The 24,407-nt window shown below is 70.4% G+C and carries 23 protein-coding genes; 8 read left to right on the top strand and 15 right to left on the bottom strand.

Annotated features, from left to right (window positions below):
• Window positions 1-32: 32 nt before the first annotated feature.
• The 5 genes from E1293_RS14940 to E1293_RS14920 form a co-directional block, all read right to left on the bottom strand.
• Window positions 33-1,226 carry a S8 family peptidase gene (locus tag E1293_RS14940; protein ID WP_165978230.1) on the bottom strand — a complete coding sequence of 398 codons (1,194 nt, stop codon included), beginning with the start codon at window positions 1,224-1,226 and terminating at the stop codon, window positions 33-35.
• A gap of 107 nt (window positions 1,227-1,333) precedes the next feature.
• Window positions 1,334-1,807: a thioredoxin family protein gene (locus E1293_RS14935; RefSeq protein WP_132197986.1), complete on the bottom strand. Its 474-nt coding sequence runs from the start codon at window positions 1,805-1,807 to the stop codon at window positions 1,334-1,336.
• A 49-nt stretch (window positions 1,808-1,856) separates the two neighbouring features.
• A complete protein-coding gene (locus tag E1293_RS14930; RefSeq protein ID WP_132197985.1) occupies window positions 1,857-2,210 on the bottom strand; it encodes a rhodanese-like domain-containing protein in 354 nt (117 codons plus the stop codon).
• Window position 2,211: 1 nt separating this feature from the next.
• The gene (locus E1293_RS14925; protein ID WP_132197984.1) at window positions 2,212-3,552 is read right to left on the bottom strand and encodes a purine-cytosine permease family protein; all 1,341 of its coding nucleotides are present in this window, start codon (window positions 3,550-3,552) and stop codon (window positions 2,212-2,214) included.
• 3 nt (window positions 3,553-3,555) lie between these two features.
• Window positions 3,556-4,260: a tRNA-dependent cyclodipeptide synthase gene (locus E1293_RS14920; protein ID WP_132197983.1), complete on the bottom strand. Its 705-nt coding sequence runs from the start codon at window positions 4,258-4,260 to the stop codon at window positions 3,556-3,558.
• Between the two features lie 182 nt (window positions 4,261-4,442).
• Here E1293_RS14920 and trxB point away from each other — a divergent pair, with 182 nt between their 5' ends.
• Window positions 4,443-5,363, top strand: a complete 921-nt coding sequence (gene trxB, locus E1293_RS14915; RefSeq protein WP_207938864.1) for a thioredoxin-disulfide reductase — start codon at window positions 4,443-4,445, stop codon at window positions 5,361-5,363.
• A gap of 78 nt (window positions 5,364-5,441) precedes the next feature.
• On the opposite strand, the gene E1293_RS14910 is transcribed toward trxB, so the two are convergent.
• Window positions 5,442-6,446: an oxygenase MpaB family protein gene (locus E1293_RS14910; RefSeq protein WP_132197981.1), complete on the bottom strand. Its 1,005-nt coding sequence runs from the start codon at window positions 6,444-6,446 to the stop codon at window positions 5,442-5,444.
• Between the two features lie 87 nt (window positions 6,447-6,533).
• Here E1293_RS14910 and E1293_RS14905 point away from each other — a divergent pair, with 87 nt between their 5' ends.
• On the top strand, window positions 6,534-7,154 hold the full coding sequence (locus E1293_RS14905; protein ID WP_132197980.1) for a TetR/AcrR family transcriptional regulator: 621 nt from the start codon (window positions 6,534-6,536) through the stop codon (window positions 7,152-7,154).
• Here E1293_RS14905 and E1293_RS14900 read toward each other — a convergent pair.
• The 3 genes from E1293_RS14900 to E1293_RS14890 form a co-directional block, all read right to left on the bottom strand.
• Entirely contained in the window at window positions 7,151-8,029 is an 879-nt protein-coding gene (locus E1293_RS14900) for a TIGR03620 family F420-dependent LLM class oxidoreductase (protein ID WP_132197979.1), read from the bottom strand. The two genes, E1293_RS14905 and E1293_RS14900, sit on opposite strands and share 4 nt — an antisense overlap.
• A 102-nt stretch (window positions 8,030-8,131) precedes the next feature.
• The gene (locus E1293_RS14895) at window positions 8,132-8,464 is read right to left on the bottom strand and encodes an ArsR/SmtB family transcription factor (RefSeq protein WP_132197978.1); all 333 of its coding nucleotides are present in this window, start codon (window positions 8,462-8,464) and stop codon (window positions 8,132-8,134) included.
• 68 nt (window positions 8,465-8,532) lie between these two features.
• On the bottom strand, window positions 8,533-10,032 hold the full coding sequence (locus E1293_RS14890; protein WP_207938863.1) for a glucuronyl esterase domain-containing protein: 1,500 nt from the start codon (window positions 10,030-10,032) through the stop codon (window positions 8,533-8,535).
• A gap of 17 nt (window positions 10,033-10,049) precedes the next feature.
• On the opposite strand from E1293_RS14890, the gene E1293_RS14885 reads away from it, so the two are divergent.
• From E1293_RS14885 to E1293_RS14870, 4 genes are all read left to right on the top strand, one after another.
• Window positions 10,050-10,577, top strand: a complete 528-nt coding sequence (locus tag E1293_RS14885) for a GntR family transcriptional regulator (RefSeq protein WP_243716235.1) — start codon at window positions 10,050-10,052, stop codon at window positions 10,575-10,577.
• Window positions 10,578-10,675: 98 nt separating this feature from the next.
• On the top strand, window positions 10,676-11,632 hold the full coding sequence (locus E1293_RS14880) for a LysR family transcriptional regulator (protein WP_132197977.1): 957 nt from the start codon (window positions 10,676-10,678) through the stop codon (window positions 11,630-11,632).
• Window positions 11,633-11,704: 72 nt separating this feature from the next.
• Window positions 11,705-12,367, top strand: a complete 663-nt coding sequence (locus tag E1293_RS14875; protein ID WP_132197976.1) for a GntR family transcriptional regulator — start codon at window positions 11,705-11,707, stop codon at window positions 12,365-12,367.
• A gap of 124 nt (window positions 12,368-12,491) precedes the next feature.
• Window positions 12,492-13,760, top strand: coding sequence for a S1 family peptidase (locus E1293_RS14870; protein WP_132197975.1), 1,269 nt, complete (start codon window positions 12,492-12,494; stop codon window positions 13,758-13,760).
• 81 nt (window positions 13,761-13,841) lie between these two features.
• On the opposite strand, the gene E1293_RS14865 is transcribed toward E1293_RS14870, so the two are convergent.
• On the bottom strand, window positions 13,842-15,275 hold the full coding sequence (locus tag E1293_RS14865; RefSeq protein ID WP_132197974.1) for an aminopeptidase P family protein: 1,434 nt from the start codon (window positions 15,273-15,275) through the stop codon (window positions 13,842-13,844).
• 62 nt (window positions 15,276-15,337) lie between these two features.
• Between E1293_RS14865 and E1293_RS14860 the strand changes: the two genes are divergently transcribed.
• Window positions 15,338-15,640, top strand: coding sequence for an oligopeptide/dipeptide ABC transporter ATP-binding protein (locus tag E1293_RS14860; RefSeq protein WP_132198004.1), 303 nt, complete (start codon window positions 15,338-15,340; stop codon window positions 15,638-15,640).
• Window positions 15,641-15,710: 70 nt separating this feature from the next.
• Here E1293_RS14860 and E1293_RS14855 read toward each other — a convergent pair whose 3' ends face one another.
• From E1293_RS14855 to E1293_RS48605, 5 genes are all read right to left on the bottom strand, one after another.
• On the bottom strand, window positions 15,711-18,239 hold the full coding sequence (locus tag E1293_RS14855) for a collagenase (RefSeq protein WP_243716234.1): 2,529 nt from the start codon (window positions 18,237-18,239) through the stop codon (window positions 15,711-15,713).
• Between the two features lie 278 nt (window positions 18,240-18,517).
• Entirely contained in the window at window positions 18,518-20,038 is a 1,521-nt protein-coding gene (arfA, locus tag E1293_RS14850) for an arabinosylfuranosidase ArfA (RefSeq protein ID WP_132197973.1), read from the bottom strand.
• Window positions 20,039-20,058: 20 nt separating this feature from the next.
• Entirely contained in the window at window positions 20,059-20,973 is a 915-nt protein-coding gene (locus E1293_RS14845; RefSeq protein WP_207938862.1) for a carbohydrate ABC transporter permease, read from the bottom strand.
• A complete protein-coding gene (locus tag E1293_RS14840) occupies window positions 20,970-21,836 on the bottom strand; it encodes a carbohydrate ABC transporter permease (protein WP_207938861.1) in 867 nt (288 codons plus the stop codon). The genes E1293_RS14845 and E1293_RS14840 overlap by 4 nt, the downstream gene beginning before the upstream one ends.
• Window positions 21,833-23,158: an ABC transporter substrate-binding protein gene (locus E1293_RS48605; protein ID WP_132197971.1), complete on the bottom strand. Its 1,326-nt coding sequence runs from the start codon at window positions 23,156-23,158 to the stop codon at window positions 21,833-21,835. Before E1293_RS48605 ends, E1293_RS14840 begins: the two co-directional genes overlap by 4 nt.
• A 288-nt stretch (window positions 23,159-23,446) precedes the next feature.
• On the opposite strand from E1293_RS48605, the gene E1293_RS14830 reads away from it, so the two are divergent.
• On the top strand, window positions 23,447-24,407 hold a 961-nt coding region (locus tag E1293_RS14830), incomplete at its 3' end, for a LacI family DNA-binding transcriptional regulator (RefSeq protein ID WP_132197970.1).

Below are 24,407 nucleotides of genomic sequence, written 5' to 3'. Positions count from 1 at the left end.
CTGCTCCCAAGCGTGGGGATTCGCGATTCTCCTCACCCATTGTCGGCGACCTGGAGGAGCAGGTTGGGCGAATCCGCGCCCGGGTCCTGCACCTTGCCGGTCGCCGCCGCGTCCTTGAGCGCCTTGTCCAGGTCCGTCGGGACGGTGTCCGGGTGCTCGGCGAGATACATCGCCGCCACCCCGGCCGCGTGGGCGGCCGCCATGGAGGTCCCGCCTGCTCGCGTGTAGGCCCAGTCCGTGCGGGCGCCGGCCGTCACGATTGCGTCGCCGGGTCCGAACAGGTGGACGCAGGAGCCGTGGTCGGCGCTCGGCGACCGGCGGTCGGACCGGTCGGTGGCGGAGACCGTGATCGCGGTGGTCTGCCGTCCGGGCGTTGCGTTGCAGGCGTCCTCGCCGCCGTTGCCGGCGGCGGCCGTGTAGGCGATCCCCTCCTCGGTCATGTGGTAGAGCGCCAGGTCGAGGACGGATTCGGACGGGCCGGAGAAGCTGAGGTTGAGGAGCGCCGGACGCTCGGCGTTCGCGTCGACCCAGTCGACCGCGGACAGGATCTGCTCACCCGTGCCGGTGCCGTCGCAGCCGAGCGCGCGCACCGACTCCAGCCGGACGCCCTTGGCCACGCCGACGAAACGGCCGCCGATCGTCGCGGCGACCTGCGTGCCGTGCCCGTTGCAGTCCTCGCCGCCGCGGCCGGCCGGGTCGATCGCGTCGTAGGCGGCGTGCGCCCGTCCGCCGAACTCCTGATGGCCGGTCCGGACACCGGTGTCCAGGACGTACACGTGCACGTTGCGGGCGTCGTCGGGGTACCGGTAGGTACGGTCCAGCGGCAGGCCGGGCTGGTCGATGCGGTCGAGTCCCCAGGACGGCGGGTAGTGCTGCGTGCCCGCGACGCGGAAGGTCTTGTCCGGGGTGACCGAGGTGACGCGCTCGTCGCCGAAGTAGGCCATGACCTGGTCCGTCGTGAGTTCGGCGGAGAACCCCTGCATGACCGAGTAGTAGGTGCGGCGCAGCGTCCCGCCGTACTCGCCGATCATGGCCTTGGCCGTCGCGGTCACCTCCGCGCGGTCGGCGGGGACGCCGCGGAGCCCGATGATGTAGACCTTCCCGTCGTTCTGGCGGGCGCCGGCCGGGGTGTCCGCGCGAGCCGGGGCGCTCGTCCCGGGGCAGCCGAGCGGGAGCGTGAGCGAGACCGCCAGGACGGCGGCCGGCAACCAGGGCTTCTTGTTCATGTTCATCCTTCGCCTACGGGGTGGGCCCGGGCCCGCGGGAGCACGGGACCGGCGGGGGGACACCGGTGGCCCGGCGCTCGCGGGGCGCGCCGGGCCACCGGGCCGGCTCAGTAGTCGCCGACGACGTTGGTCAGCCAGTAGCGGAGCATCTCGGGCGAGGACGGGTCGAAGCCCACGAAGCGGCTGCCGTACTCGCTGCCCTGCCGGACGCTGACCAGCGCCGGAATGCCGCGGACGCCGTACTGGCGGACGAGGCTCTGGTTCTGGTCGACGTCCACCCGGGCCCAGATCCAGGAGCCGCCGTCATCGTCGTGGTACCGCTGCAGGTACGGCTTCTCGACCTGGCACCAGTGGCACCACTCGGCGGTGAAGTCGAGCACGACCGGCTTGGTCTTGGACATCTCCATGACCTGGTCGTAGTTGGCGGACGTGACGTCCACGATGGTCGGATCGGTCTGTGTCCGCTGCTGGACTCGCTGCGGGAGCGGCGCCGCGGACGCGGGCGTGGCCGCCGCCGTACCGGCGACCAGTGCGGCGGCCAGGGACATCGTCCCGGCCAGAGTGGTGATGCTGCGTTTCACGGGTGGTTCCTTTCTTCGATGGGGAGCTGGAGGGAAAGGTCTGTGGTGGTCACCCGGAGGCGGACTCGGTGGGCAGCCCGCCGGCCACCCAGTCCTCGATGCCTTCGCGGTACTTGCGCACGTCGGGATAGCCGAGCTCGACCAGCCGCGCGCCGACGAGCTCGCTGTTGCGGCACGGGACGTTCGCGCAGTACACGACGATCGAGGCGGACTTGTCGGGCAGGACGCGCGGGGCGTGCTCGTCGGTGAACTCCTTGGCCCGCTCGTAGGGGAACCCGGGGATGTTGCGGGCGGCGGGCAGGTGTTCCTTCGCGTAGTAGGCGACCGGCATCGTGTCGACCACGACGACCGTGCCGGCCTTCAGCGCGGCGGCGAGCTCGTCACGGGTGATCAGCGGGAGCACGTCAGTGTCCTTTCTGGCTCGTGGCGGGGAGGGGGGACGGTCGTGCGGCGGGCGTCGTCGCGCGCCGGGCGGACAGCCGTCCGAGGACGGTGTGCAGCGCGAACGCGACGGTGACCGAGGTGATGGCCGCGGTGCCGACGCCGAGGAGCGCGGCGGCGGTGCCGGCGGCCCAGCTGACCAGGGCGCGCGGCATCCAGTCAGCCGGGTCGGGCGGCGGCGCGCCGCCGGCGCGGGCGGCGCGCAGCGGGCCGCGGCAGGTCCGGACGAGGTAGTACTCGGCGATGACGATCCCGGCGACGGGCGGCGCGAGGACGCCGATCGCGGTCAGGAACCCGGTGAAGCGGTGCACGATCCCGGCGGCCGACAGCAGCGTGCCCACGGCGCCGAGCACGACCGTCACCGGAACCCGGCCGACGCGGCGGCCGGTCAGCACGTGGATCGCGTTGACCAGGCCGAGCGAGGACGAGTACAGGTTCCAGTCGTTGATCTTCAGGATCGCGGTGGCCAGCACCAGCGTGCCGAGCAGCCCGGACGAGGAGGTGACGATGCCGACCACGTCGGACGACCGGGCGGCGTGCGCGAGCAGCACGCCGATCATCCCGATCGCGTACTCGCCGAGCGTCACCGAGACGAGGGTCTGCTTCACCACATCGGCCGGCCGGCGGTTGAACCGCGTCATGTCCGGGGTCATGATCGCGCCGAGGATGAACGCGCCGGACACCAGCGTCACGCCGGCGCCGAGCGACAGCGGCGGTCCAGGCGGCTCCGCGGTGATGAGCGAGCCGAGCGAATGGTGGCGCAGTGCGTCCACGACCGACACCAGGGCGAGTGCCAGGAACGCCGGCACCGTCAGGTAGCCGACCCAGGCCATCGTCCGGAACCCGTACGTGGTGACCGCGGTGATCGCGACGCCGCCCAGCAGCGCCCACGCCCACTCGTGCGACCAGCCGGTCAGGTCGTGCATGCCCTGGGCGAACACGCCGTTCTGGACGCCGAACCAGCCCGCCAGGCTGATCGCCACGAGCATGCCGACGAGCGCCGAGCCGCGCCGCCCGAATCCGGCCCAGCGCGCCAGCACGGACGTCGACAGCCCCTCCCGGACGCCGGCGACGCCGAGCAGGATCGTGATCACCTCCAGCATCACCGAGCCGGCCGTGATGGCCAGCACCGCGTGCCAGAACGTCATCCCGTAGCCGAGTATCGCGCCGACCATGAACTGCTGGAACGACGAGACCTGGCCGAATCTCTGCACCGCGACGGAAATCCATGATCTCCTCGCCTCGTCGGGGACGCGGACCAGCGAATAATCGTCGTGATCGGCAGCAGCGCGCTGTGCGGCCATGGTTCAGCCCGCCGTTCCGATGGACGAGAAAGTGTGCTCCGCCTCCGGGCGGACGATCAGGAAGCCCTGCCCGTCGCACGGCCGCCACTCCAGTTCGCGGGCGAAGAACCGCTCAAGGAACCGCACCCGCTGGTGGTAGGCGAACATCGAATGCGAAGCGCCGACGATGTATCCGGAACCCGCGAACATCGGCAGTTCGGCGAGGAAATAGCGCACGCCGAGGCGCAGCTCTTCGCGATGGGCGGCGCGGCCGTCCGGCAGCTTGTGCTCAAGCACCCAGCGGGTCGCGTCGAGGCAGGCCTCCCGGAACTGCGCGCTGTCCTCGAACAAGCCCATGGCCCGGTCGAACAGCTCCTGGTAGCGGGGGTTCGCGTTGAGCCGGACCATGCTCAGCACGCGCTCGCCGGCGTCCGGCACCTCGACCGCGGCGAGCGCGGACCGGATCTTGTTGTGCGTGTACCGCGACTGCCGGTGCGCCTTCTGCCGGGCCCGCTCGGGGGCGTATCCGAGCGCCTCGAACGTGAAAGCGGTGATGTCGTCCGGTACGAAGAAATGGAAATCCGCGAACGCGTCCGATGCCCACCGCGCCAGGCTTGCCAACCGGGCGCCGCTGAAGTAGCTGTTAAAGGGACTGACCCCGATGCACACATGGTCCGGGCGGCGGAGCACGTTCTCGCATTCGGCGGTCAGCGGCTCGATCTCGTACACCGTCTCGGCACCCTTCGTCCGACGAGTTCGGTTCGACCGAGAGTGTGCGGTCCGTGCCGCCCAGCCGCTAATGCCAGGGGGTTATGCCGCGAATGCATAACCGCGGGGACCGGCATTTGCGCGCCGTACGATTCGGCTCGTCCCGGGCAGATCGTCCGGGGCGGGAGGCGAGGTGCGGCGTGATGCACGGCGAGTGGAATCTGATCATCATCGGCTCGGGTCCGGCCGGCCTCACCGCGGCCGTGTACGCGGCCCGCGCGAACCTGGATCCGCTGGTGATCGAGGGCGTCGAGTCCGGTGGCGCGCTGATGACCACGACCGACGTCGAGAACTTCCCCGGCTTCCCGGACGGGATCAAGGGCCCGGACCTGATGCTCGCCATGCGCAAACAGGCCGAGCGCTTCGGCGCCGTGCTGCTCGCCGGTGACGCCGTCGAGGCCGACCTGACCGGCGAGGTAAAGCGGGTGCGGACCGCGGAGGGCGAGTACCTGGCCCGCGCGGTCATCCTGGCGACCGGCTCGGCCTGGCGCCCGCTGGGCGTGCCCGGCGAGCGGGAACTGCTCGGCAGGGGCGTCTCATCGTGCGCGACCTGCGACGGGTTCTTCTTCCAGGACCGGCACATCGTGGTGGTGGGCGGCGGCGACTCGGCCATGGAGGAGGCGACGTTCCTCACCCGGTACGCGGCGACGGTCACGATCGTCCACCGGCGCGCCGAGTTCCGCGCCAGCAAGATCATGGCGGACCGGGCGCTGGGCGACCCGAAGATCAGGGTCCTGTGGAACACGGTGGTGACCGGCGTGGACGGCACCGACGAGGTCACCGGTGTCTTCGTCCGGAACACCGAGACCGGCCACACCGGCCGGCTCGGTGTCACCGGGCTGTTCGTCGCGATCGGGCACGACCCGCGCAGCGGCCTGTTCGCCGGCCAGCTCGACCTGAACGGGCGCGGCCACGTCCGGACCGCGGTCCCGGGCAGCCGCACCAGCCTGCCCGGCGTGTTCGCCTGCGGCGACCTGGTCGATCCCTCCTACCGCCAGGCGATCACCGCCGCCGGGTCGGGCTGCGTCGCCGCCCTCGACGCCGAACGCCACCTGGCGTCCTGAGCGCCTCAGCGATGACCCGCGCCCTGGGCGGGCGGCGGCGCGATATCTCGCCGAACGCCATTCAGCGGAGCACCGGTGTCAGGCGGTGGCTTCGACTTCCTGGCGGGTGAGGACGGGGTCGGGGGCGGCCGGCGCGGTGGAGGCGACCGGCGCCGACACGCCGCCCGCGACGCGCGCCTTCGCCTGCCGGAACTCCGGCAGGGGGCCGGTGGCGTCGTGCAGGCCGTTCAGGACGAGCCAGAGCGTCGACCGGCGCAGCCGCAGCGTCACCGGGTTGGGCGGCTGGTAGAGCGCGAGCTTCTGCGCCCACTGCGGGAGCATGTCGCGTGCCGCCCAGTCCATGAACGGGCTGCCGGGCTCCCAGGGCTTGACCTTGCTGTCGCGCAGGTTGGGGCCCGTCCCGAACGCCTTGATCGGGGTGAGGGCGAGGCGCGGCAGGTAGGACTCCAGGCACTCGGCGACCTCCGCCTTGGTGCCGGGCAGGTCGGTCCCGCCCAGGGCCTCGCCGACGCGGACGAACTCGCGGTAGTAGCGCTCCAGATCCGCGCCCTTCAGCGGCCGCCGGTGGTAGCGCTCGTGCGCGGTCGCGAGCCCCCACACGACCGTGGCGTAGTTCCAGCGCAGCCAGTCGGGGTCGTCGGCGTCGTAGGGCAGCCCGTCGGGGCGGGTGCCCTTGACCGTGTGGTGCATGGCCCGGACGGTGCGGGCCAGGCGCTCGGCGGTCGCGGTGGAGCCGTAGGCCGTCCCGATGAAGAACGAGAGCGAATGACCGAGCCGCACCGCCGCCCCTTCGGGGTCGATGCCGCCGGTCGGGATGCCGTCGGCGCGCTCGGGGATGCGGGAGTGGTCGTAGGCCATCCAGCTGATACTCGGGTCGAGGCCCTCGATGTAGGCGGCGCCGACCAGGCCGAGCAGCACGGTCGGCAGGTGCGAGTGGACGTACCAGACCGCGCTGCCGGGGCCGAACCAACCCGGGTCGCCGTCCGGCCCGGCGAACTCCAGGCCCTTGAAGAACCTGGAGCGGATCTCGGCGTCGAAGGCCCGCTCGAACCGCGCCGCGATGGGGTTGGACTTGGTGGACATGGCACGCTCCCGGCCCGTTCTGGTGACACCTGTAGCCAGAGTAAGTGTTTGGGTACACCCGTGTCCAGACTTGGTAGGGTGGCCGCCATGGCGAGCGCGCGCACGGCCACGTCCACCCGGTGGGCCGGGGTGCCCGCCGACCGGCGCCGGGACGAGCGGCGCGCCATGCTCGTGCGGGCCGCGTTCCGGCTGTTCGGCGCGGAGGGCGAGGCGGCGCTGACCGTCCGCGCCGTGTGCCGCGAGGCCGAGCTGCACACGCGCTACTTCTACGAGAACTTCGCCGGCACCGGCGAGCTCCTCGCGGCCGTCTACGACCGGGAGGCCACCGCCCTGGGCGAGGGCCTGGCCCGGGCCCTGGACGAGGCCGGCCCGCACCCGGACGTCCGCACCCGCGCGGGCATCCGCAGCGTGCTGCGCTTCATCAGCGATGATCCGCGCAGGGGACGCGTCCTGTTCGCCGAGGCGCGCGGCAACGAGGTCCTCGCCGAGCGACGCCGGGCCGCGCAGACCGCCCTGCTGGACGGCGTCCTCGCGATGAGCGGCGCCGAAGACCTTCCGGTCGTCATCGCCGCGACCATGTTCACCGGCGCCATGACCGAGCTGGCCCAGCAGTGGGCGGACGGACGGCTCGGCGACGACCTCGACGCGGTCGTCGACAGCGCCGTCGAGCTGTCCTTGGCGCTGTACGCCACCACCACCCGGCGCTAGGCGCCGAGGGCGAGGGCGTCCGCGAGCAGGCGCCAGTGCGGCATCGCGGTCTCACCCGGCTCGACGCCGATCACCTGGACGGCGACATGGTCGGCCCCCGCGTCGACGTGCGCGCGGAGCTTCTTGACGACCGTGTCGAGGTCGCCCCAGAAGACGAGGTCGTCGACGAGCCGGTCGGCGCGGCCGGCGATCTCCTCCTCGGAGTAGCCGAGCCGCTGGAACTTCGCCAGGTTGTACGGGGTGCCGGTGTAGGGGCCCAAGTGCTCGCGCGCCATCGCCCGCGCCCTGCCCGGGTCGGACTCGAACAGCACCGGGTGCTCGACACCGAGGAAGGCGTCCGGCCCGAGGACGGCCCGTGCGTGCGCGGTGTGCTCGACGTTGACGTGGTAGGTGTGCGCGCCGAGGCTGCGGTCGCGGGCCAGTGCGAGCATCTTGGGCCCGTACGCGGCCAGGATGCGGCGGATCGCCTTCGGCGCGGGGTCGGACGCTTCGAGCGCGTCCAGCTCGTCGAGGTACTCCCGCATCGCGGCCAGGGGCTTGACCCCCGGACGGCGCAGCCCGCCGTACCCCAGCCCCAGCACATGCCGGCCGGGATAGGCATCGGCCAGCAGGGCGGCGGCGCCGTGCGTCCGGCGGGCCTCGCGCGACCAGATCTGCGCGATGCCGTTCACGACGTGCATCCGCTCGGTACCGGCCAGCAGGTAACCGGCGTGGGTGAGCGCCTCGCGCCCCGCGCCCTCGGGGATCCAGAACGCGCGCCAGCCGCGTCCTTCCAGCTCCTGGACGGCATCGCGCATCCGCGCGGCCGGCAGGTTCTCGAAGTCGAAGGTGTAGATCCCGAACGTGCCGAGATCCCGGCCGTCGATGCCGCTCATCGAACACTCCTCGTACGTGGGGCCGATCAATACATATCGAAGAATCGCAGATTCTCGATATGTTGGCAAGTCGTCCGAGGGGGCCCGCGTCGAGGCGCGCCGCTAGAGCGTCTGTCCGAGCGTGGCGACGAGGCGGGCGATGCGCTCCTCGTCGCGCTTGTAGTGGGTCCACTTGCCGACGCGCGTGGCCCGCACCAGGCCCGCCCGCTGCAGTTCCGCCATGTAGGCCGACACGGTCGACTGGGCGAGCCCGACCTTGGCCTGGATGTGGCTCACGCACACCCCGACCTCGGCCGGGTCGGCGATCGCGCCCTCCAGCGGAAAGTGCCGCTCGGGGTCGCGCAGCCATGACAGCAGCTGCAACCGCATCGGGTTCGCCAGCGCCCGCAGCGCGCCGACCAGCTCGGAGTCCGGTGACACCACAGTCTCGGCCATGGCCCAAGGCTACCGGTCGCTACGACGTTTCGCGATATGTCGGCGTCGGCGACCGGCGGCCGCGGAAACTATCCGTCGGAGAGGGCCGGCGTCTGCCAGGTCCGCCAATCGGCCAGGCTGCCGGCCTTCCGGCTCGAAATCCTGATCGTGCCGGCGGCGTTCCCGCTCTTCAGCAGGTATTTCTGGATGTTCTGCCGCAAAGGCGTCTGCCATTCGGACCGGACGGCGCAATGGTTCCCGTCCTGGACGTCCGACCAGTAGGTAATGTCGTCGCCCGCACCGAGCGCTTTGTAGATCTCGGCCCCGCCCAGCGCCGCCACACTCCCGGACTTCGCGGCCAGCCAGTCGATGTGCGGATTCTCCATGACGAACAGCCCGCGCGGCGCGATCATGCCGACGACCTCATGGGTGTCCATCGGCAGCGCGGCCGGATTCCCCGTGAAGGACCCGAACGCATCGCCCAGCCACGGCTGCTCCGAATAGGCGCTGCTGAGCGGTTGCGCCCCGCTCTCCCCCGGAATCCCGCGGAAGATGGGCGCGCCGCCGCTGCCCGACTCGATCGGCATGGTCAGCGCGATGCGCTGGTCGAACGCGCCGGCCGCGAAGGCGCCCTTCCCGTACCGCGAGCAGCCCGTGACGCCCATCGCGTCCGCCTTGAGGACGGTGCCGCCCGACTGCTCGACGACGTCGATGATCCGGCTCACGCCCCAGGACCAGGCGGCCAGCAGCCCGGTGCCGCTCGTGGCGCCATAGATGCTGTAGAACGCACCCTGCTTGTTGTTCCGCCCGGTCCCCTCCTTCCCGACGGCCAGGGGGTCATAGCTGATGACGGCCGCGCCGGACGATCTGATGGTGCTCGTGTCGGCACCGAATCCGCCGATGACGACGACGGCCGGGAAGGGTCCGATCCCGCTCGGCAACTGGACGCCCGCCGAGAAGCTCGCACTCTTCCCGTTCTGCGAAACATTCACGGTGATGCCGGAACTCGACACCGTTCCCGTGACGCTCTCCGGCTTTCCGGGTTTCGTACCGTAGACGTACCGTTCCGCCAGCTTCTTGATCTCTTCCCGCCGGCACCGCCAATCGGACTTGGCAGTGACCCGCGTGCCGTCCAGTTTCGTGAAGGGGTCGGGCAGTTTGGAGTTCGCCGGGGTGGAACCCGGAAGGGTGACCGGGCAGTCAGCGCCGTCGTCCTCGACGCCCGCCGCCGCGGCCGCGCTGGGAATTCTCCCCGCCACCTGCACCACCCCGGCGATGACGAGCGCCACGATCGCCAGCAATACGATCATTGGACGAACCGCTCTGATGCCCACCGTGCTCTCCCTTCGGACGGCCGGGCCCGGGTGCGGCCAATGGTGATCGCGAATGGCGGGGGCCCGGCTCCCGCCGACATTAACGAGCCGCAATCGCCCACCCCAGGCCGCTTTCACCCCTTTCAGCCGTCGCGGCCGAGCAGCGAGGCGCGATGCCGTCTTGACCGCCGGCGCCGCAACCGGTGCAATACCACTGCGCATTCGGTGGCACTGCGCATCCGGTGGCACTGCGCATCCGGTCACCTGCGCCGCCACCGGGCGGGGGAATCGACGTGAAGCTGGAACTGCCATCGCTGGGGCCGCGGCAGAACGTCCGCGAGCGGGTGGCGGAGGCACTGCGGGCGGCGATCGTCACCGGGGAGATGCGCCCGGGCGTGGTGTACTCCGCCCCCGCGATCGCCGATCGGTTCGGGGTGTCCGCGACTCCCGTCCGCGAGGCCATGATCGACCTGGCCGGGGAGGGGCTCATCGGCGTCGTCCGGAACAAGGGGTTCCGGATCACCGAGCTGTCCGACCGGGAACTGGACGAGATCACCGAGGTGCGGGCGCTGATCGAGGTGCCCGCCGTCGTGCACGTCGCCCGGACCGGGCGGATGGCGGACATCCGCGCGCTCCGCCCGCTGGCCGCGGCGATCATGACCGCGGCCAGGCGCCGGGACGTCATCGCCTACATCGAGGCCGACCACCGCTTCCATCTCGAACCGGGCGACCTGTCCGGCACCGGGGAACTCATGCGCCACCACCTCCGGCACATCCGCGGAATCTGGGCCGATCGCCGGCCGCCAGGGGAGTGTGGGTGAGGAGGGCGTCTCCCCTGGCGGCCCTGGGGATGCGGCTCCCGGACAGTCTTGCCGCGGGACCCGGTGCGACGTCATCGGCTGGGGCATAATTTCCTGCTATGGATCTCGACATCCACCATCTCCGGATGGTGTGCACGATGGCCGAGGCGGGCAGCGTCACCCAGGCCGCGGCCAGGATGGGGATGTCCCAGCCGGCGATGTCGAACCAGCTCCGCCGCGTCGAGGAGATGGTCGGTGGAGAGCTCTTCGTCCGCAGCCGCAGCGGGCTGGAGCCCACCCCGCTGGGCGACCAGGTCATCTCCCGGGCCCGGACCGTCCTGTCCGAGCTGGACGCGCTGTTCGGCGACCTGCACGGGACGAGCGGCGCGCAGGGCGTCCTCGGCCTGGGCTCCGTTCACCTGGCCTGCGTGGCGAGCATCGTCGCGCAGGTGGCCGCGGCGCTGCCCGACAGGGAGATCGCGCTGCGCATCGAGTCGTCCTCGGCACTGCTGGCCGACGCGCTCGCCCGCGGGCACCTCGACGCGGCCCTGCTGGGCTTCATGGAGGGGTTCGACATGCCGCTGACGGCGCCCGTCGTCAGCCGGACCCTGGTGCCGAGATATCCCATCTACGTCGCGCTCACCGCGAGCCACCGGCTGGCCGGGCAGAAGGAGATCCGCCTGGCCGAGCTCCAGGACGAGTACTGGATCGGCCCTCCCGGAGCCGATGACGGCTCGCTCGCATCGCTGCGCGCCGCGTGCCGCGCCGCGGGCTTCGAGCCCTCGATGCGCTACGAGGCGCCGAGCGGCGCCGCGAACCCGCTGGTCGCGGCCGGACACGGCGTCCGGCTGGTGGACCCGTCCTGGCCCGCGCACCCCGGCACGGTCGTCCTGCCCCTGACCGGTGAACCGCAGATCGCGAAGCTGCTCGTGGCGTGGCGCCGGGACCGGCTCGCGGACGAGCAGGCCGCGGCGCTGTACCGCGGGCTGGCGACCGCCTTCGGCGAGCATGTGGACAACCACCCCGCGTTCGGAACCTGGTGGCGCGCCCACCCCGAGGTCCACCCGTTCCTCTGATCCGCCCTCGGCCGAGCCGCTCGTCGTCGTCCCCGGCGGGATACTCTGATCGTGGGTGAGGAGGGCGTGCCTATGGATGCGGTGGCCGATGCTCATGTCGGCCTGCCCGAACTCGGCGGGCGCGACAGCCTGCGCGAGCAGGTCGCCGAAGCGCTCCGGAACGCGCTGATCGGCGGGAAGCTGCGCAGCGGCGTCGTGTACTCCGCGCCCGCCCTCGCGGAGGAGTTCGGGGTGTCCGCCACACCCGTCCGCGAGGCCATGATCGATCTGGTCCGGGACGGCCTGTTCGAGACCGTCCGCAACCGGGGTTTCCGGGTGGCCCCGCTGTCCGCCCGGGACCTCGCCGAGCTCACCGAACTGCGCGAACTGGTCGAGGTCCCCGCCGTGGTACGGCTGGCCGGGGCCATCCCCGAGGCGGCGCGGGAACGGCTCCGCGCCCTCGCCGACGAGACCGCCGCGGCGGCTGAGATCGGCGACCTTCTCCACTTCCTGGACGCCGACCGCCGGCTCCACACCGAACTCCTCGGTCTCACCGGCAACCGCACGCTGGTGCGGACCGTCCTGGACCTGCGCTACCGGTCCCGCATGTACAGTCCGGCGCGCCCGGCGACGAAGGAGCGGCTCGCGAGCTCCGCCGCCGAGCATCGGGATCTGGTCGAAGCGCTGGTCGCGGGGCACGCGGACCGGGCCAGGGAGATCATGATGCGGCACCTCGACCACGTCCGGAACGCCTGACCGACCCTCTCCGAGACGATGACCTCTTGGCAGATCGGATGTGCCATTTTATAGTGCAATTTCACATTGCATAGCGGACGCCACGACTCCCCGTGGCACCCCCGTCCGCGAAGGAGGATCCCGCATGTCCCCCCGCCCGAAGCCCAGACGCGCCGCCACGGCCATCGCCCTGACCGCCGCCCTGATCTCCACGTCACTCGTTCCTCCGGCCATTGCCGGAGAGACCGGCCGGCGTGGCGCCGTCCCGTCCACGAGCAAGCGATCCCCGGCACGGATCCAGAAGGAGGCCAGGCAGACGCTCATCAAGCAGATCGTCAAGGACCACGGAGTCTCGGCCGCGGAGGCGGGCCGCCGCGCCGACCGGCAACCCGCCCAGTTCAAGCTGGCGGCGAAGACCGCCAGGGCACTCGGTGCGTCGTACGGCGGCGCCTGGATCGACCAGCGGCATGGCGGCCGGCTCACCATCGCCGTGACCAAGGACGCGGTGTCCCCCACGGTGCGATCGACGGCCAAGGCCGCCGGCATGGGTGACACCCGGGCAACCACGGTCCGGTACGGCTACAAGCACCTCGAAGGGGTGTCGGCCGCGCTGGCGAAGCGGGTCGCCGAAGCGAACAAGGGCGCGAAGAGCGGCCTGCAGACCGGCCTCGTCACGTCCCGGAACGTCGTGAGGCTGAGCAGCCTGAGGGGCGCCAAGCCCACTGCCGCGCAGCGGAAGACGATGCGCTGGGCGAAGCGCGAGTTCGGCGCCGCGGTGGAGCTCTCCACCTACGCGCACAGGTCGGTGCCGCGCTACTGCCAGGACGACTACGCCTGCGACCCACCGCTGCGGTCCGGCCTGGCGATCTTCACCAGCGGAGCGCGGTGCACCAGCGCGTTCACGACGTACTCCGGCGGCCGGTACTACATGCTCACCGCCGGCCACTGCGCCGAGATCGGCTACTGGTGGGACGTTTCCACCTACAGCTACGGCTACCAGAACGTCGGGGGCGTCGCGAACTACACCTTCGGCTGGTACGGCGACTCCGCGATCGTCTCCGTGGACGACCCGAGCTGGTGGCAGCCGCGCGGCTGGGTGCTCTACCAGACGCCGATCTACGGCAGCGAAGCCGACTACGTGGGCGGATACGTCTGCAAGCAGGGCTCGACGACCGGCTACACCTGCGGAACGGTCACCGAGGTCGATGCCACCGTGTCCTACCCCGACCGCACGCTCGCCGGGATGACGTGGAGCACCGCGTGCGACGGTCCCGGTGACAGCGGCAGCGGCGTGTACTACGGCGACTACGCGCACGGCATCCTGAGCGGTGGCCCGAACTCGGGATGCGGCATGATCCACGAGCCGATCGGGCGGGCTCTGTCCACCTGGGGCGTGTCACTGCTGAGCGGCTGACACCGGGCCCGTCCCGCACGACAGGGGCGGTGCCGTATCCCGCGAACGGCTACGGCACCGCCCTGCCATGCCAGGAGCGGCTCACCCGGCGAGGGACTCCATCCAGAGTTCGATCTCCTCGGGGTGGCGCGGCAGTTCGGAGGACATCAGGTGGGCGCCGTTCGCGGTGACGACGATGTCGTCCTCGATGCGGACACCGATACCGCGCAGCTGAGAAGGCAGCGTCAGGTCGTCCGGCTGGAGGTAGAGGCCGGGCTCGACGGTCAGGACGTGGCCGGGGCGCAGTTCCCCGTCGAGGTACTGGGACGCCCTGGCCGCCGCGCAGTCGTGGACGTCCATGCCGAGCATGTGGCCGCTGCTGCAGAGCGTGTAGCGGCGGTAGGCCCCGGACTCGGGGTCGAGCGCCTCCTCCGCGCTGCGCAGCACGCCCCACTCCTCAAGCCCTTCCGCGATGACGCGCATCGCGGCCATGTGGAAGTCGCGGAAGCGGGAGCCCGGCCGGATGGCCGCCAGCCCCGCCTCCTGGGCGTGGTAGACGAGGTCGTAGACCTGCCGCTGGCGCGGCGTGAACCAGCCGCTGATAGGGAGGGTGCGGGTGATGTCGGCGGTGTAGAGGCTGCCCGTTTCGACGCCGGCGTCGAGGAGGAGCAGGTCGCCGAGCCGCAGCGTTCCGTCGTTGCGGATCCAGTGCAGGACGCAGGCGTGCGCGCCGGACGCGGCGACCGTCTCGTAGCCGACGCCGTTGCCCTCGATGCGCGCGACGCGCGCGAACGTCCCCTCGACCCAGCGTTCCCCGCGCGGCAGGCCGGTGACCTGCGGCAGCGCGGCGGCGACCGCGGTGAACGCCTGCACCGTATGGTCGACGGCGGCCTGCAACTGGGCGATCTCCCAGTCGTCCTTGACCAGGCGCAGTTCGGCCGCGCAGGCGGCGAGCTCGCGGTCGAGCCGCGGGTCCTGCACGGGGACGGCCCGGTCCACGGACGGGTCGACGTCGCGGATCACCCGGGTCGGGCGCGAGCCGCTCAGCGTCTTCGGCAGATCGTCCAGCGGCGCGCACTCGATCCCGAGTCTCGCCTCGGTCTCGGCGAGGGTGGCGCGGGGGCCGACCCAGAACTCCCCGTTCCGGCGGTCGCGGTAGAAGCCCCCGTCGTCGCGCGGGGACCTAGGCCGGTGGTGGAGAACGGCGTCGTGCCCAGTGGCGGTCGGCTCCATCATCAGGACGGCGCCGGTCCCGGTGTCCTCGCCGGTGTCCCCGGTGAGGTGCGCGTAGGCGGTGTGCGGGCGGTAGCGGTAGTCGCAGTCATTGCTGCGCACCTTCGGCGGCCCGGCGGGCAGGACCAGGCGCTCACCCGGGAAGAGGGCCGACAGGGCCGCCCGGCGCTTGTCCGCGTACGGCGCGACGGCCTGGCGGGCGGACTGCGGCTTCTCGGCCGCGGCCCAGTCGCGGGTCATGAATGACGCGAGGGCGTCGGAGACGGGCAGGTCGTGGCTGCCCGTGGTGAAGCGGTCGTCCATGTGGAAGTCCCAGGGGAAGACGGAGGGGCGGTGGGGTGGAGATTCGGTAACGGGCCGCCGTGATGTACCTCGGCCGGATCGTCGAGATCGGGGCGCGGGACGTGATCTACGGTTCGCCCGCGCATCCCTACACGCGGGCGCTGCTGGCGGCGATCCCGCTGCCCGACCCGGCGGCCGGGCGGTCCCGGGAGCGGATCGTCCTGCGCGGGGATCCGCCCAGCCCGGCCGACCCGCCGTCCGGGTGCGCCTTCCACCCGTGGTGCTTCAAGGCCGGGGCCCGGTGCCGCACCGAGCGGCCGCGGCTCACGGAGGTCGACGGCCGACGGGTCGCCTGCCATTTCCCGGAGTTCGGCCCGCTCTTCTGAGAAGGGGGGCCGCCGAGACCGGACCTCATGGCCCGGCCCCGGCGTTTTTCTTCGGTGCGATTCCGCGGGATCAGTACTCGACCTTCACGGCCGCGCCGTTGAACGCCTCCTTTCCGTAGAGGCTGATGTAGTTGTAGCCCGCCGACGGGTTGGAGATGGTCAGGGATTCACCGTTTCCGGTGCTGGTGGAGCGCTGGCTGTAGGACGCCGATGTGGCCCACGAGCTCGCGTTGTAGTAGAGGTCGGCATCGCCGGTCCCGCCCGACGAGGTGATGGTGATCGACCGGGTGCCGGACGGAATGTAGATGTAGAGGTAGGCGAGACCGCCCTTGGTGGCCGACAGGTTGCCGCGCTGGCAGTTCCGGTCGAGCTGGCGGGTGTCGGAACCGGTGCATTCCGGTGCCGTCCCGCCACCACCGCCGGCGGACACGGAGATCTGCCGGCTGCTTGTGCCGGTGGCGCCGGCGTCGTCGGTGACGGTGAGCGCGACGGTGTAGGTGCCGTCGGCACCGTAGGTGTGCGACGGGTTGGCCGACGTCGAGGTGGAACCGTCGCCGAAGTCCCAGTTGCGGGAGGCGATCGTCCCGTCGGTGTCGGTGGACTGGTCGGTGAACTTGACCGTCAGGCCGTTCGCCGAAGAGGAGAACTTCGCTGTCGGCGCCTGGTTGCCGCCACCGCCACCGCCTGCGCAGGCACCCGACGCGCACGCGGCGAGCCACGTCCACCAGTCGCTGTCGTAGCGGCTGCCGATGGTGCCGGTCAGGAAGGTGCGGGCGCCGTTCCAGTCGCCGGCGCGGTAGTAGCCGAGAACCGTGGCGAGGTCGCCGGGGTGTCTCTCGAACATGTACCGGACCGCGAGATAGCCCCAATAGTAGATGCGGGTCGTGTCATTGCTGTAGGTGGTGTCCCACAGCGTGCTGAGCGCGTAGGTCTTCTTCGCCGCCTCGGCGATCGCCGAATCGTTGGTCACCTTCCGGTAGGAGTAGGAGACGTATTCGGCGAACCCTTCGATCCACCAGATGGTCGGCGTGGTGACATTGGCGTTGAAGTCGCCGTACATGTCGAACCGGCCGTCGAGGTAGTGCGTGTACTCGTGGTTGAGGTTCCAGATCTGGAACGTCGGGCGGACCCATTCGGCCTCGTAGGCGATGAACCGCGGCTGGTTGCCGGTGGCGGCGGGATCTCCTTCCAGGTACATGCCGCCGTTGTTGGTGTCGATGCCGAACATCGCGCCGGCGTAGGTCTGGTAGTCGGTGCTGGAGTCGAAGACGCAGACCTCGATCGTGGTGTTGTTGTCGTTGGCGACGGGCTTGTTCCCGTCCTTCACCAGGCTGTGGAAGTAGGCGTCCTGGTTCAGCAGGCTGCCGCAGGTGTCGGACAGTTGCGCCGCCGTCATGTCCTGCGCCCGGATCTTGATACTCGAACTGCAGGTGTGATTGACGGTCAGGACGTTCTGCGCCAGCCGCTGCTGCAGATTGCACGTGTCGTAGTACGAGCAGTTGGCCTTGTCGTAGTAGTCGGTCATCTCGGCGATGCCGACCCACAGCGGTGCCGTCTTTCCGGTCATGCTGCTCTGCCCGAGCAGTCCTCTGGCCAGCGGCCTGATCTTCGCCTGCAGCGGGGCGTGCTGGAGGAAGCGCGCCAGTTCACGTCCCGCGTTGGACGTCAGGTAACCGCGGTCGGTGCCGAGTAGCGCGACGTGCCCGGACGCGAAGGAGTCCAACGTGTCCAGAAGGCTCGGGTCGGACTGCACCGCGGACACGAATTCCGGAACCTGGTGGCCGCGGAACAGCACCGTGTACACGTTGTTGACCGCGTTCAGCATCCACCAGGACGCGTCATAGGAACTGTTGTAGTCGTTCAGCAGCCGCTTGACGACATAGATGTAGCGCGCGTTCTCCTGCGCGCTGTCTATCAGCGTGACCGCCTCGGCGAGGACCTCGCCGTTGGCGTCGCTGACCGTCGAGGACTTCGAGTTGCCGAAGTAGGCGTCCAGGCCGGACTGGATCGCCGTCTTCAGCGAAGGCCCGTAGGTCCCCACGGTCGACGGGTTGTACCACTGGACGTAGTACCCGGCGCGCAGGTACAGCACGAGTTGTGCCGTGCCCGTGCTGTTGTCGCCCGGGTAGTAGACCGCGTTGTCGCGCAGCGCGTAGGCGATCGTCACCATCTGCGATTCGCGGAACGCGTAGTAGGCGTCCCCGCCGGTCAGGCTGAACAGCGTGTTGATGCAGTCGGTCGTCGACGACTCGACCTGCTGGACCAGCGCGCTTCCCGAGCGGCTCGTGAAATCGCTCGGACTGCACGCCGCCGCCTTGGCCTTCGGCGCCTTCTTCATGGACGGCCGCTGATGCTCGGCCGGCTTCTTCGGCCGTTCCGGGCTGCTCTTCAGCGCGTCCTTCTCCGCCGCCAGCGGCGGACGGTCCTTGACCGGGAGCGGCGACTTCTGGACGTGCGGCGCCCGGTCGTCGGGCGTGCTGGCGGGAGGCGGCTTCGGGGCGGCGTTCGCGGGGCTCGCGGGCGAGACCATGAAGCTGATCCCGAGCACGAGCGCGACCGACGCCTGCAGGCATCTGACGGATCTGCGTCTGTTTCTCACGGGGGATTTCCTTCGGAGACATCCGCATCGAGAACGGATGGATTCACGGGGGACTCCGGGGTCCAATGCCCGGAGGACTCAGGGACGCCCGCAGTGTGCGAGGCGAATCCACGCCGTGGTCATACGCCGCCCCATCGGTCTCGGTTATGGATCCCCCAGGCACTCCCGAATCTTGCCCCGACGTGCAATTGTACTGTGCAATGGCACGCTGAAGAGTTGCCCAGCCCTCACCTTCGGTTGCCGTCTCGCCCCCGGTGCGCGCTGATCGGCCCGGCGGCCTACCGTGCGTTCTCCGGGGTCAGGCGGATCGCGTTCCAGGAGACGCGGGGCAGGACGACCGTGAGTTCGTCGCCGTCGGCGTTCGCCCGCTCGTTGGGACGCGGCACGACGCGGTCGGGATTGTCCAGGGTGTTGGTGGCGGTCAGGTCGCCGTCGGTCAGCGTGCACGCCTCCGCGAGCCGCAACCGCTCGGCGAACAGGTGCAGGTCCACGGTCAACTCCACCGCGTCGGACTGGTCGCGGTTGACCGCGAAGACGACCACCTCGCCGGTCTCCGCGTCGTGGGTCGCGATGGCGTCGACCACCGGCACCTCGCCGTGGCGGGCGGTGCCGTAGGTGGGCGAGGTGAGCCGGGTGCGCAGCACGTCGCCCCGGGCGAGCGCGGCGGTCTTCGCGAACGGGTGGAAGATGGTCTGCCGCCAGGCCGGCCCGCCCGGCTCGGTGCGGATCGGCGCGATCACGTTGACCAGCTGCGCCTGGCACGCGGCGGTCACCCGGTCGCTGTGCCGCAGCAGGGAGATCAGCAGGTCGCCGACGACGACCGCGTCCGCGACGTTGTACTCGTCCTCGATCACGCGCGGCGCCACGTCCCAGCCGGTGGCGGGCTCCTGGCCCTGGAAGCGGGACAGGTACCAGACGTTCCACTCGTCGAACGACAGGTTGATCTTCTTCTTGCTGCGCAGCCGCGCGCCGACGCTGTCGGCCGTGGCGACGATGCTGTTCACGAAGTGGTCCATGTCGACGGCGCTGGCGAGGAAGGAGCCGAGGTCGCCGTCCAGCTCCTCGTAATACGCGTGGCAGGAGACGTAGTCGACGAGGTCGTAGGCGTGTTCCAGGACGGTGGCCTCCCACGTGCCGAACGTCGGCATCGCCGAGCTGGAGCTGCCGCAGGCCACCAGTTCCAGGCCCGGCTCCGCCGAGCGCAGCGCCCGCGCGGTGGACGCGGCGAGCAGCCCGTACTCCTGGGCGGTCTTGTGCCCGGTCTGCCACGGCCCGTCCATCTCGTTGCCGAGGCACCACAGCGCGATCCCGTACGGCTTGGCCGCCCCGTTCGCCCGGCGCAGCTCGGACAGGGCCGTCCCCTCGGGGTGGTTGACGTACTCGTGCACGTCCAGGGCCTCCTGGACGCCGCGGGTGCCGAGGTTGACCGCGTACATGATCTCGACGTCCGCCTTGGCGGCCCAGCGGGCGAACTCGTCGATGCCGACCTGGTTCGTCTCGACGCTGTGCCAGGCGAGGTCGCGGCGGCGCGGACGCCGGTCGCGCGGGCCGACGCCGTCCTCCCACCGGTATCCGGAGACGAAGTTGCCGCCCGGGTAGCGCACCATCGTGACCCCGAGCTCGCGGGTCAGCCTGAGCACGTCGGTGCGGAAGCCGTCCTCGTCCGCCGACGGGTGGTCCGGTTCGTAGATGCCGGTGTAGACCGACCGTCCCATGTGCTCGACGAACGAGCCGAAGGTACGGCGGCTGACCGGGGCGACGACCGCGCCGGGGTCCAGGACGGCGGAGGCGTGCAGCATGGTTTCCCTTCGGGAGGCGGTCACTTGAGGGAGCCGAGGGTCAGGCCGCCGCGCCAGTACCGCTGGAGCAGCAGGAAGGCGACGATCAGGGGGATGATCGCGACGAGCGAGCCCGCCACGATGACGCTGAACAGGGCCTGGCCGCCGTTGCCGATGGTCGCCGACATGTACCAGGTGCGCAGGCCCACGGTCAGCGGGAAGAGGTCGTCGTTGCTCAGCATCACCAGCGGCAGGAAGAAGTTGTTCCACGTCGCCACCATCGTGAAGAGCAGCACGGTGACCAGCGCCGGGCGCATCGCCGGCAGCGCCACGCTGAGGAACACCCGCAGCTCGCCGGCGCCGTCGATGCGGGCGGCCTCCAGCATCTCGTCCGGCACCGAGTCGTGCGCGTAGACCCGCAGGAGGTACACCCCGAACGGGTTGAGCAGCGAAGGCAGGATGACCGCCCAGACCGAGTCGGTCAGCCCGATCTCGCTCATCAGCAGGTACGTCGGCAGGACGAGCGCGGTCATCGGCACCATGATCAGGCCGAGCAGGGTCGCGAACAGCGCGTTGCGTCCCGGGAAGCGGAGCTTGGCGAACGCGTACCCGGCCAGCGCGGCGACCGCCGTCGCGCCGAAGCCGCTCACCACCGAGTACAGCGCCGAGTTCCGCAGCCATTTCAGGTAGATGCCGTCACTCTGGCTGAACAGGTCGGACAGGTTGCCGAACAGGCTGAAGTCACCGCCGAACCACAGCGGCTGCGAGCCGAACAGCCCGTCGTTGTTCTTGGTCGCCGCGACCAGCAGCCACCAGAACGGCAGCAGGAAGTACACCGCCATGACCGCCATCACCGCGTGCGAGGCGATCCGGCCCGCACCGGACCGGGCGGGCCGGCGCGGCGCCCGGGCGGCCCGGTCCCTGGTGGACGTGCCGTCCATCGTCGCCGTGCTCACCGCAGCGCGCTCCTTCGCCTCGTGACGAACAGGAAGATGTACGACCCGATGAAGACCACCGCGCCCAGCAGGAACGAGATGGCGGCCGAGTAGTTGTACTGCTGGTAGGAGAACGCCTGGTGGTAGGCGTACACGTTCGGCGTGTAGCTGTTGGTGATGGTGCCCGGGTCGAGCGGCTGCAGGATCAGCGGCTCGGTGAAGAACTGCAGGGTGCCGATGATCGTGAAGATCGTGACCAGCACGATCGCCGCGGAGATCATCGGCGTCTTGATCCGCACCGCGATCTGCAGCGGGCCGGCGCCGTCGATGCGCGCCGACTCGTAGACCTCCCGGGGCAGTCCCTGCAGCGCCGCGTACAGGACGATCATGTTGTATCCGGCCCACTGCCAGGTCACGACGTTGCCGAGCGAGTACAGCACCGTCCCGCTGGACAGGAGGTCCAGGTCCGACACCGAGCTGAACAGGCCGGTCCGGGGGCTGTAGAGAAACCCCCACATCAGCGTCCCGATCACCACGGGCACCGCATACGGGACGAACGCCGCCAGCCGGAAGAAGCGCGCCAGCCGCGATGTGCCCGCGTCGATGAGCAGGGCGAAGACCAGCGACAGCCCGATCATCACCGGGGTCTGCACCAGCCCGAAGACGACCACTCGGACCACGCCGCGGCGGAACTCGGGGTCGCCGAACGCCTGCCGGTAGTTGCCCAGCCAGGCGAAGACCTCGCCCTCCACCAGGGTCGAGCGGTAGAGGCTGAGCTTGGCCGCGTACGCCATCGGCAGCAGCAGGAACGCGACGAGCAGGATGGTGAAGGGCGTGACGAACAGCCACCCGGCGACCGTCTGCCGCCCGCTGCGCCGCCTCACTGTGCGACCTTGAAGCCCTGCTGCGAGGCGTACTTCGACACGTTCTGCTGGACGGTGTCCAGCGCACCCGGCCAGGACGACTTCTTCTCGATCGCCTGGTTCATGGCCGTGGTCATCTGGCTGAAGTAGTAGCTGTTGAACGGGCTCCAGTGGAACTCGCCGATGCCGTTGTACGCCGGTACGAACACCTCGTTGACCTTCTGGCCGCCGAAGAAGCCGTACTTCTTGCCCTGGAAGTAGTCCCATTGCAGGATCGGCGTCACGGTCGGGAACAGGAAAGCCTGGTCGATGCCGATGCGCCAGGCGTCCTTGCTCGTCCCGAAGATCTCCATGGCGACCTTGGTCGCCTGCTTGGGATGCTTCGCCTGGTCGGTCACGGCGAACGCCGAGCCGCCCCAGTCGCCCTGCGCGTTCGCCCCGGCCGTCCATTGCGGCAGCGGCGCGGCCCGCCATTTGCCCTCGGTCTTCTTCGCGACGCTCGCCAGGTAGCCGGGGCCCCAGCCGGCGGCCAGGTAGGTGGCGTATTTGCCGGTGGTCAGCCCGCTGTAGAAGTCGGTGGTCTGGAAGGCGGTGGTGTCGGCAAGGCCGCTGCCGACCATGTCCTCCCAGTACGCCATCGTCGACTTGGCCTGCGCCCCGTTGACGCTGAGGCCGATGTCCGGCGACTTGGCGGCGGTGTAGTTGAACGGCCGCGCGCCGGCCTGCCAGAGCAGCCCCGTCATGAAGCCGCCGTCGTTGGCCCCGAAGTCGGTCATGAAGCTGTTCGGGGAGGCGGCCTTCAGCTTCTGCGCCTGCGACTTGAACTCCGCCCAGGTTTTGGGGACGGTGAGCTTGTACTTGTCGAAGATGTCCTTGCGGTACAGCATCGCCATCGGCCCGGCGTCGACGGGGATCGCGTAGACCTTGCCGCCATTGCTCACCTGCTTCCAGGCCCAGTCGACGTAGTTGCCCTTGGCCGCGTTCGCGCCGTACTCGCCCATGTCGACCAGGTGCTTGGTGAGCTGGAACGTGGGGATCTCCTGGAACTCGATCATCACCACGTCCGGTGCGCCCTTGCCCGCCTTGAGGGCGGTCTGGAGCTTGGTGTACTGGTCCTGGCCGGTGCCGGCGTTCGTCCACTCGATCTGGACGTCGGTGTGCGTCTTGTTGAACAGGTCGACCACCGGCTTGAACGACGGGTACCACGCCCAGACCTTGATCTTGACCGGGCCGTCCGGCTCGCCGCCCGCGTCACCGGACCCGCCGCAGCCCGCCGCCATCAGCGCGGACGCGGCGACCACCGCCACCGCCCGGCGTTTTAGACTGAAGTGCCTGACGCTCATGATCCCTCCCAGGGGGATTGACGCGCTCGTATCGCGTGTTGGGTGGGTCGGTCCTTGGCGCTGGCATGCCAGGGACCGGCTGTCAGGTCCCGCCCGCACCCGGCGCCGGCCGGGACGCGAGATGCGGCGGGAATCGCAAGCCTCACCGAGGACGGAAAGCACGCCCGTCGGCTTCCGTTATCCTCATTTTGCAGCGCTGCAAACAGGATGCACGCGGAGGCGGTGGACGGCAAGAGGCAGCGTGCCGGAAGCTTGTCGGGAGCGGGGCACAGGGCGGAGGGGGAGCCGATGCGACGAGGACGCGAGGTGACCCTCCGCGACGTGGCCGAGCTCGCCGGCGTGTCCAGCCGGACGGTCTCCAACGTGGTGAACGGCTACGCCAACGTCACCGAGCGCACCCGCCGGCGCGTGCAGGAGGCCGTCGACCAGCTCGGCTACCGCCCCAACGTGCTCGCCCGCAACCTCGCCAGCGGACGCTCCGGCCAGATCGCCCTCGTCGTGCCGTACCTGGACACCCCCTACTTCTCCGAGCTGCTCCAGGACGTCATCCGCGCGGCCCGGGTGCGGGGCTACAACGTGCTGATCGACCAGACCGACGGCGACCGCGAGCACGAGCGGATGCTCATCAACCACGGCTCCAGCCGGCTGCTCTTCGACGGCGTCATCTTCAGCCCGCTCGGCCTCTCCCAGGACGCCCTCGCCGACCGCGACCCGAACCTGCCCCTGGTCGTCCTCGGCGAACGGGTCAGCGACGGCACCTTCGACCACGTCGGCATCGACGACGTCGCGGCGTCCCGGCACGCCACCGAGCACCTGCTGGACCTCGGCCGCCGCCGGGTGGCCGCGATCGGCGACCAGCCGTACGAGACCGGCGAGGCGGCCCAGCTGCGCACCCGCGGCTTCCGCGAGGCGCACCGGCTCCGCGGCCTCCAGGTGCACGGGGACCTCATCATCGGCCGCCCCCGCTTCAACCGCGCCGACGGCGCCGAGGCCATGGCCTACCTCCTCGACCGCGACGACCCGCCCGACGCCGTCTTCTGCTACAGCGACCTGGTCGCGCTGGGCGCCATACACACGCTCATCTCGCGCGGCTTGCGCGTCCCGGAGGACGTGGCGGTCATCGGATACGACGACATCGAGGACGGCCGCTACTCCAACCCGACGGTCACCACGATCTCCCCGGACAAGGAGATGATCGCCACCACCGCGGTGGAGCGCCTGCTGCTGCGCATCGGCAGCACGACCCCGC

Origin of the sequence: Actinomadura darangshiensis (assembly GCF_004349235.1) — a bacterium.
Lineage (GTDB): Bacteria > Actinomycetota > Actinomycetes > Streptosporangiales > Streptosporangiaceae > Spirillospora > Spirillospora darangshiensis.
This window is presented reverse-complemented; position numbering and strand designations above follow the sequence as displayed.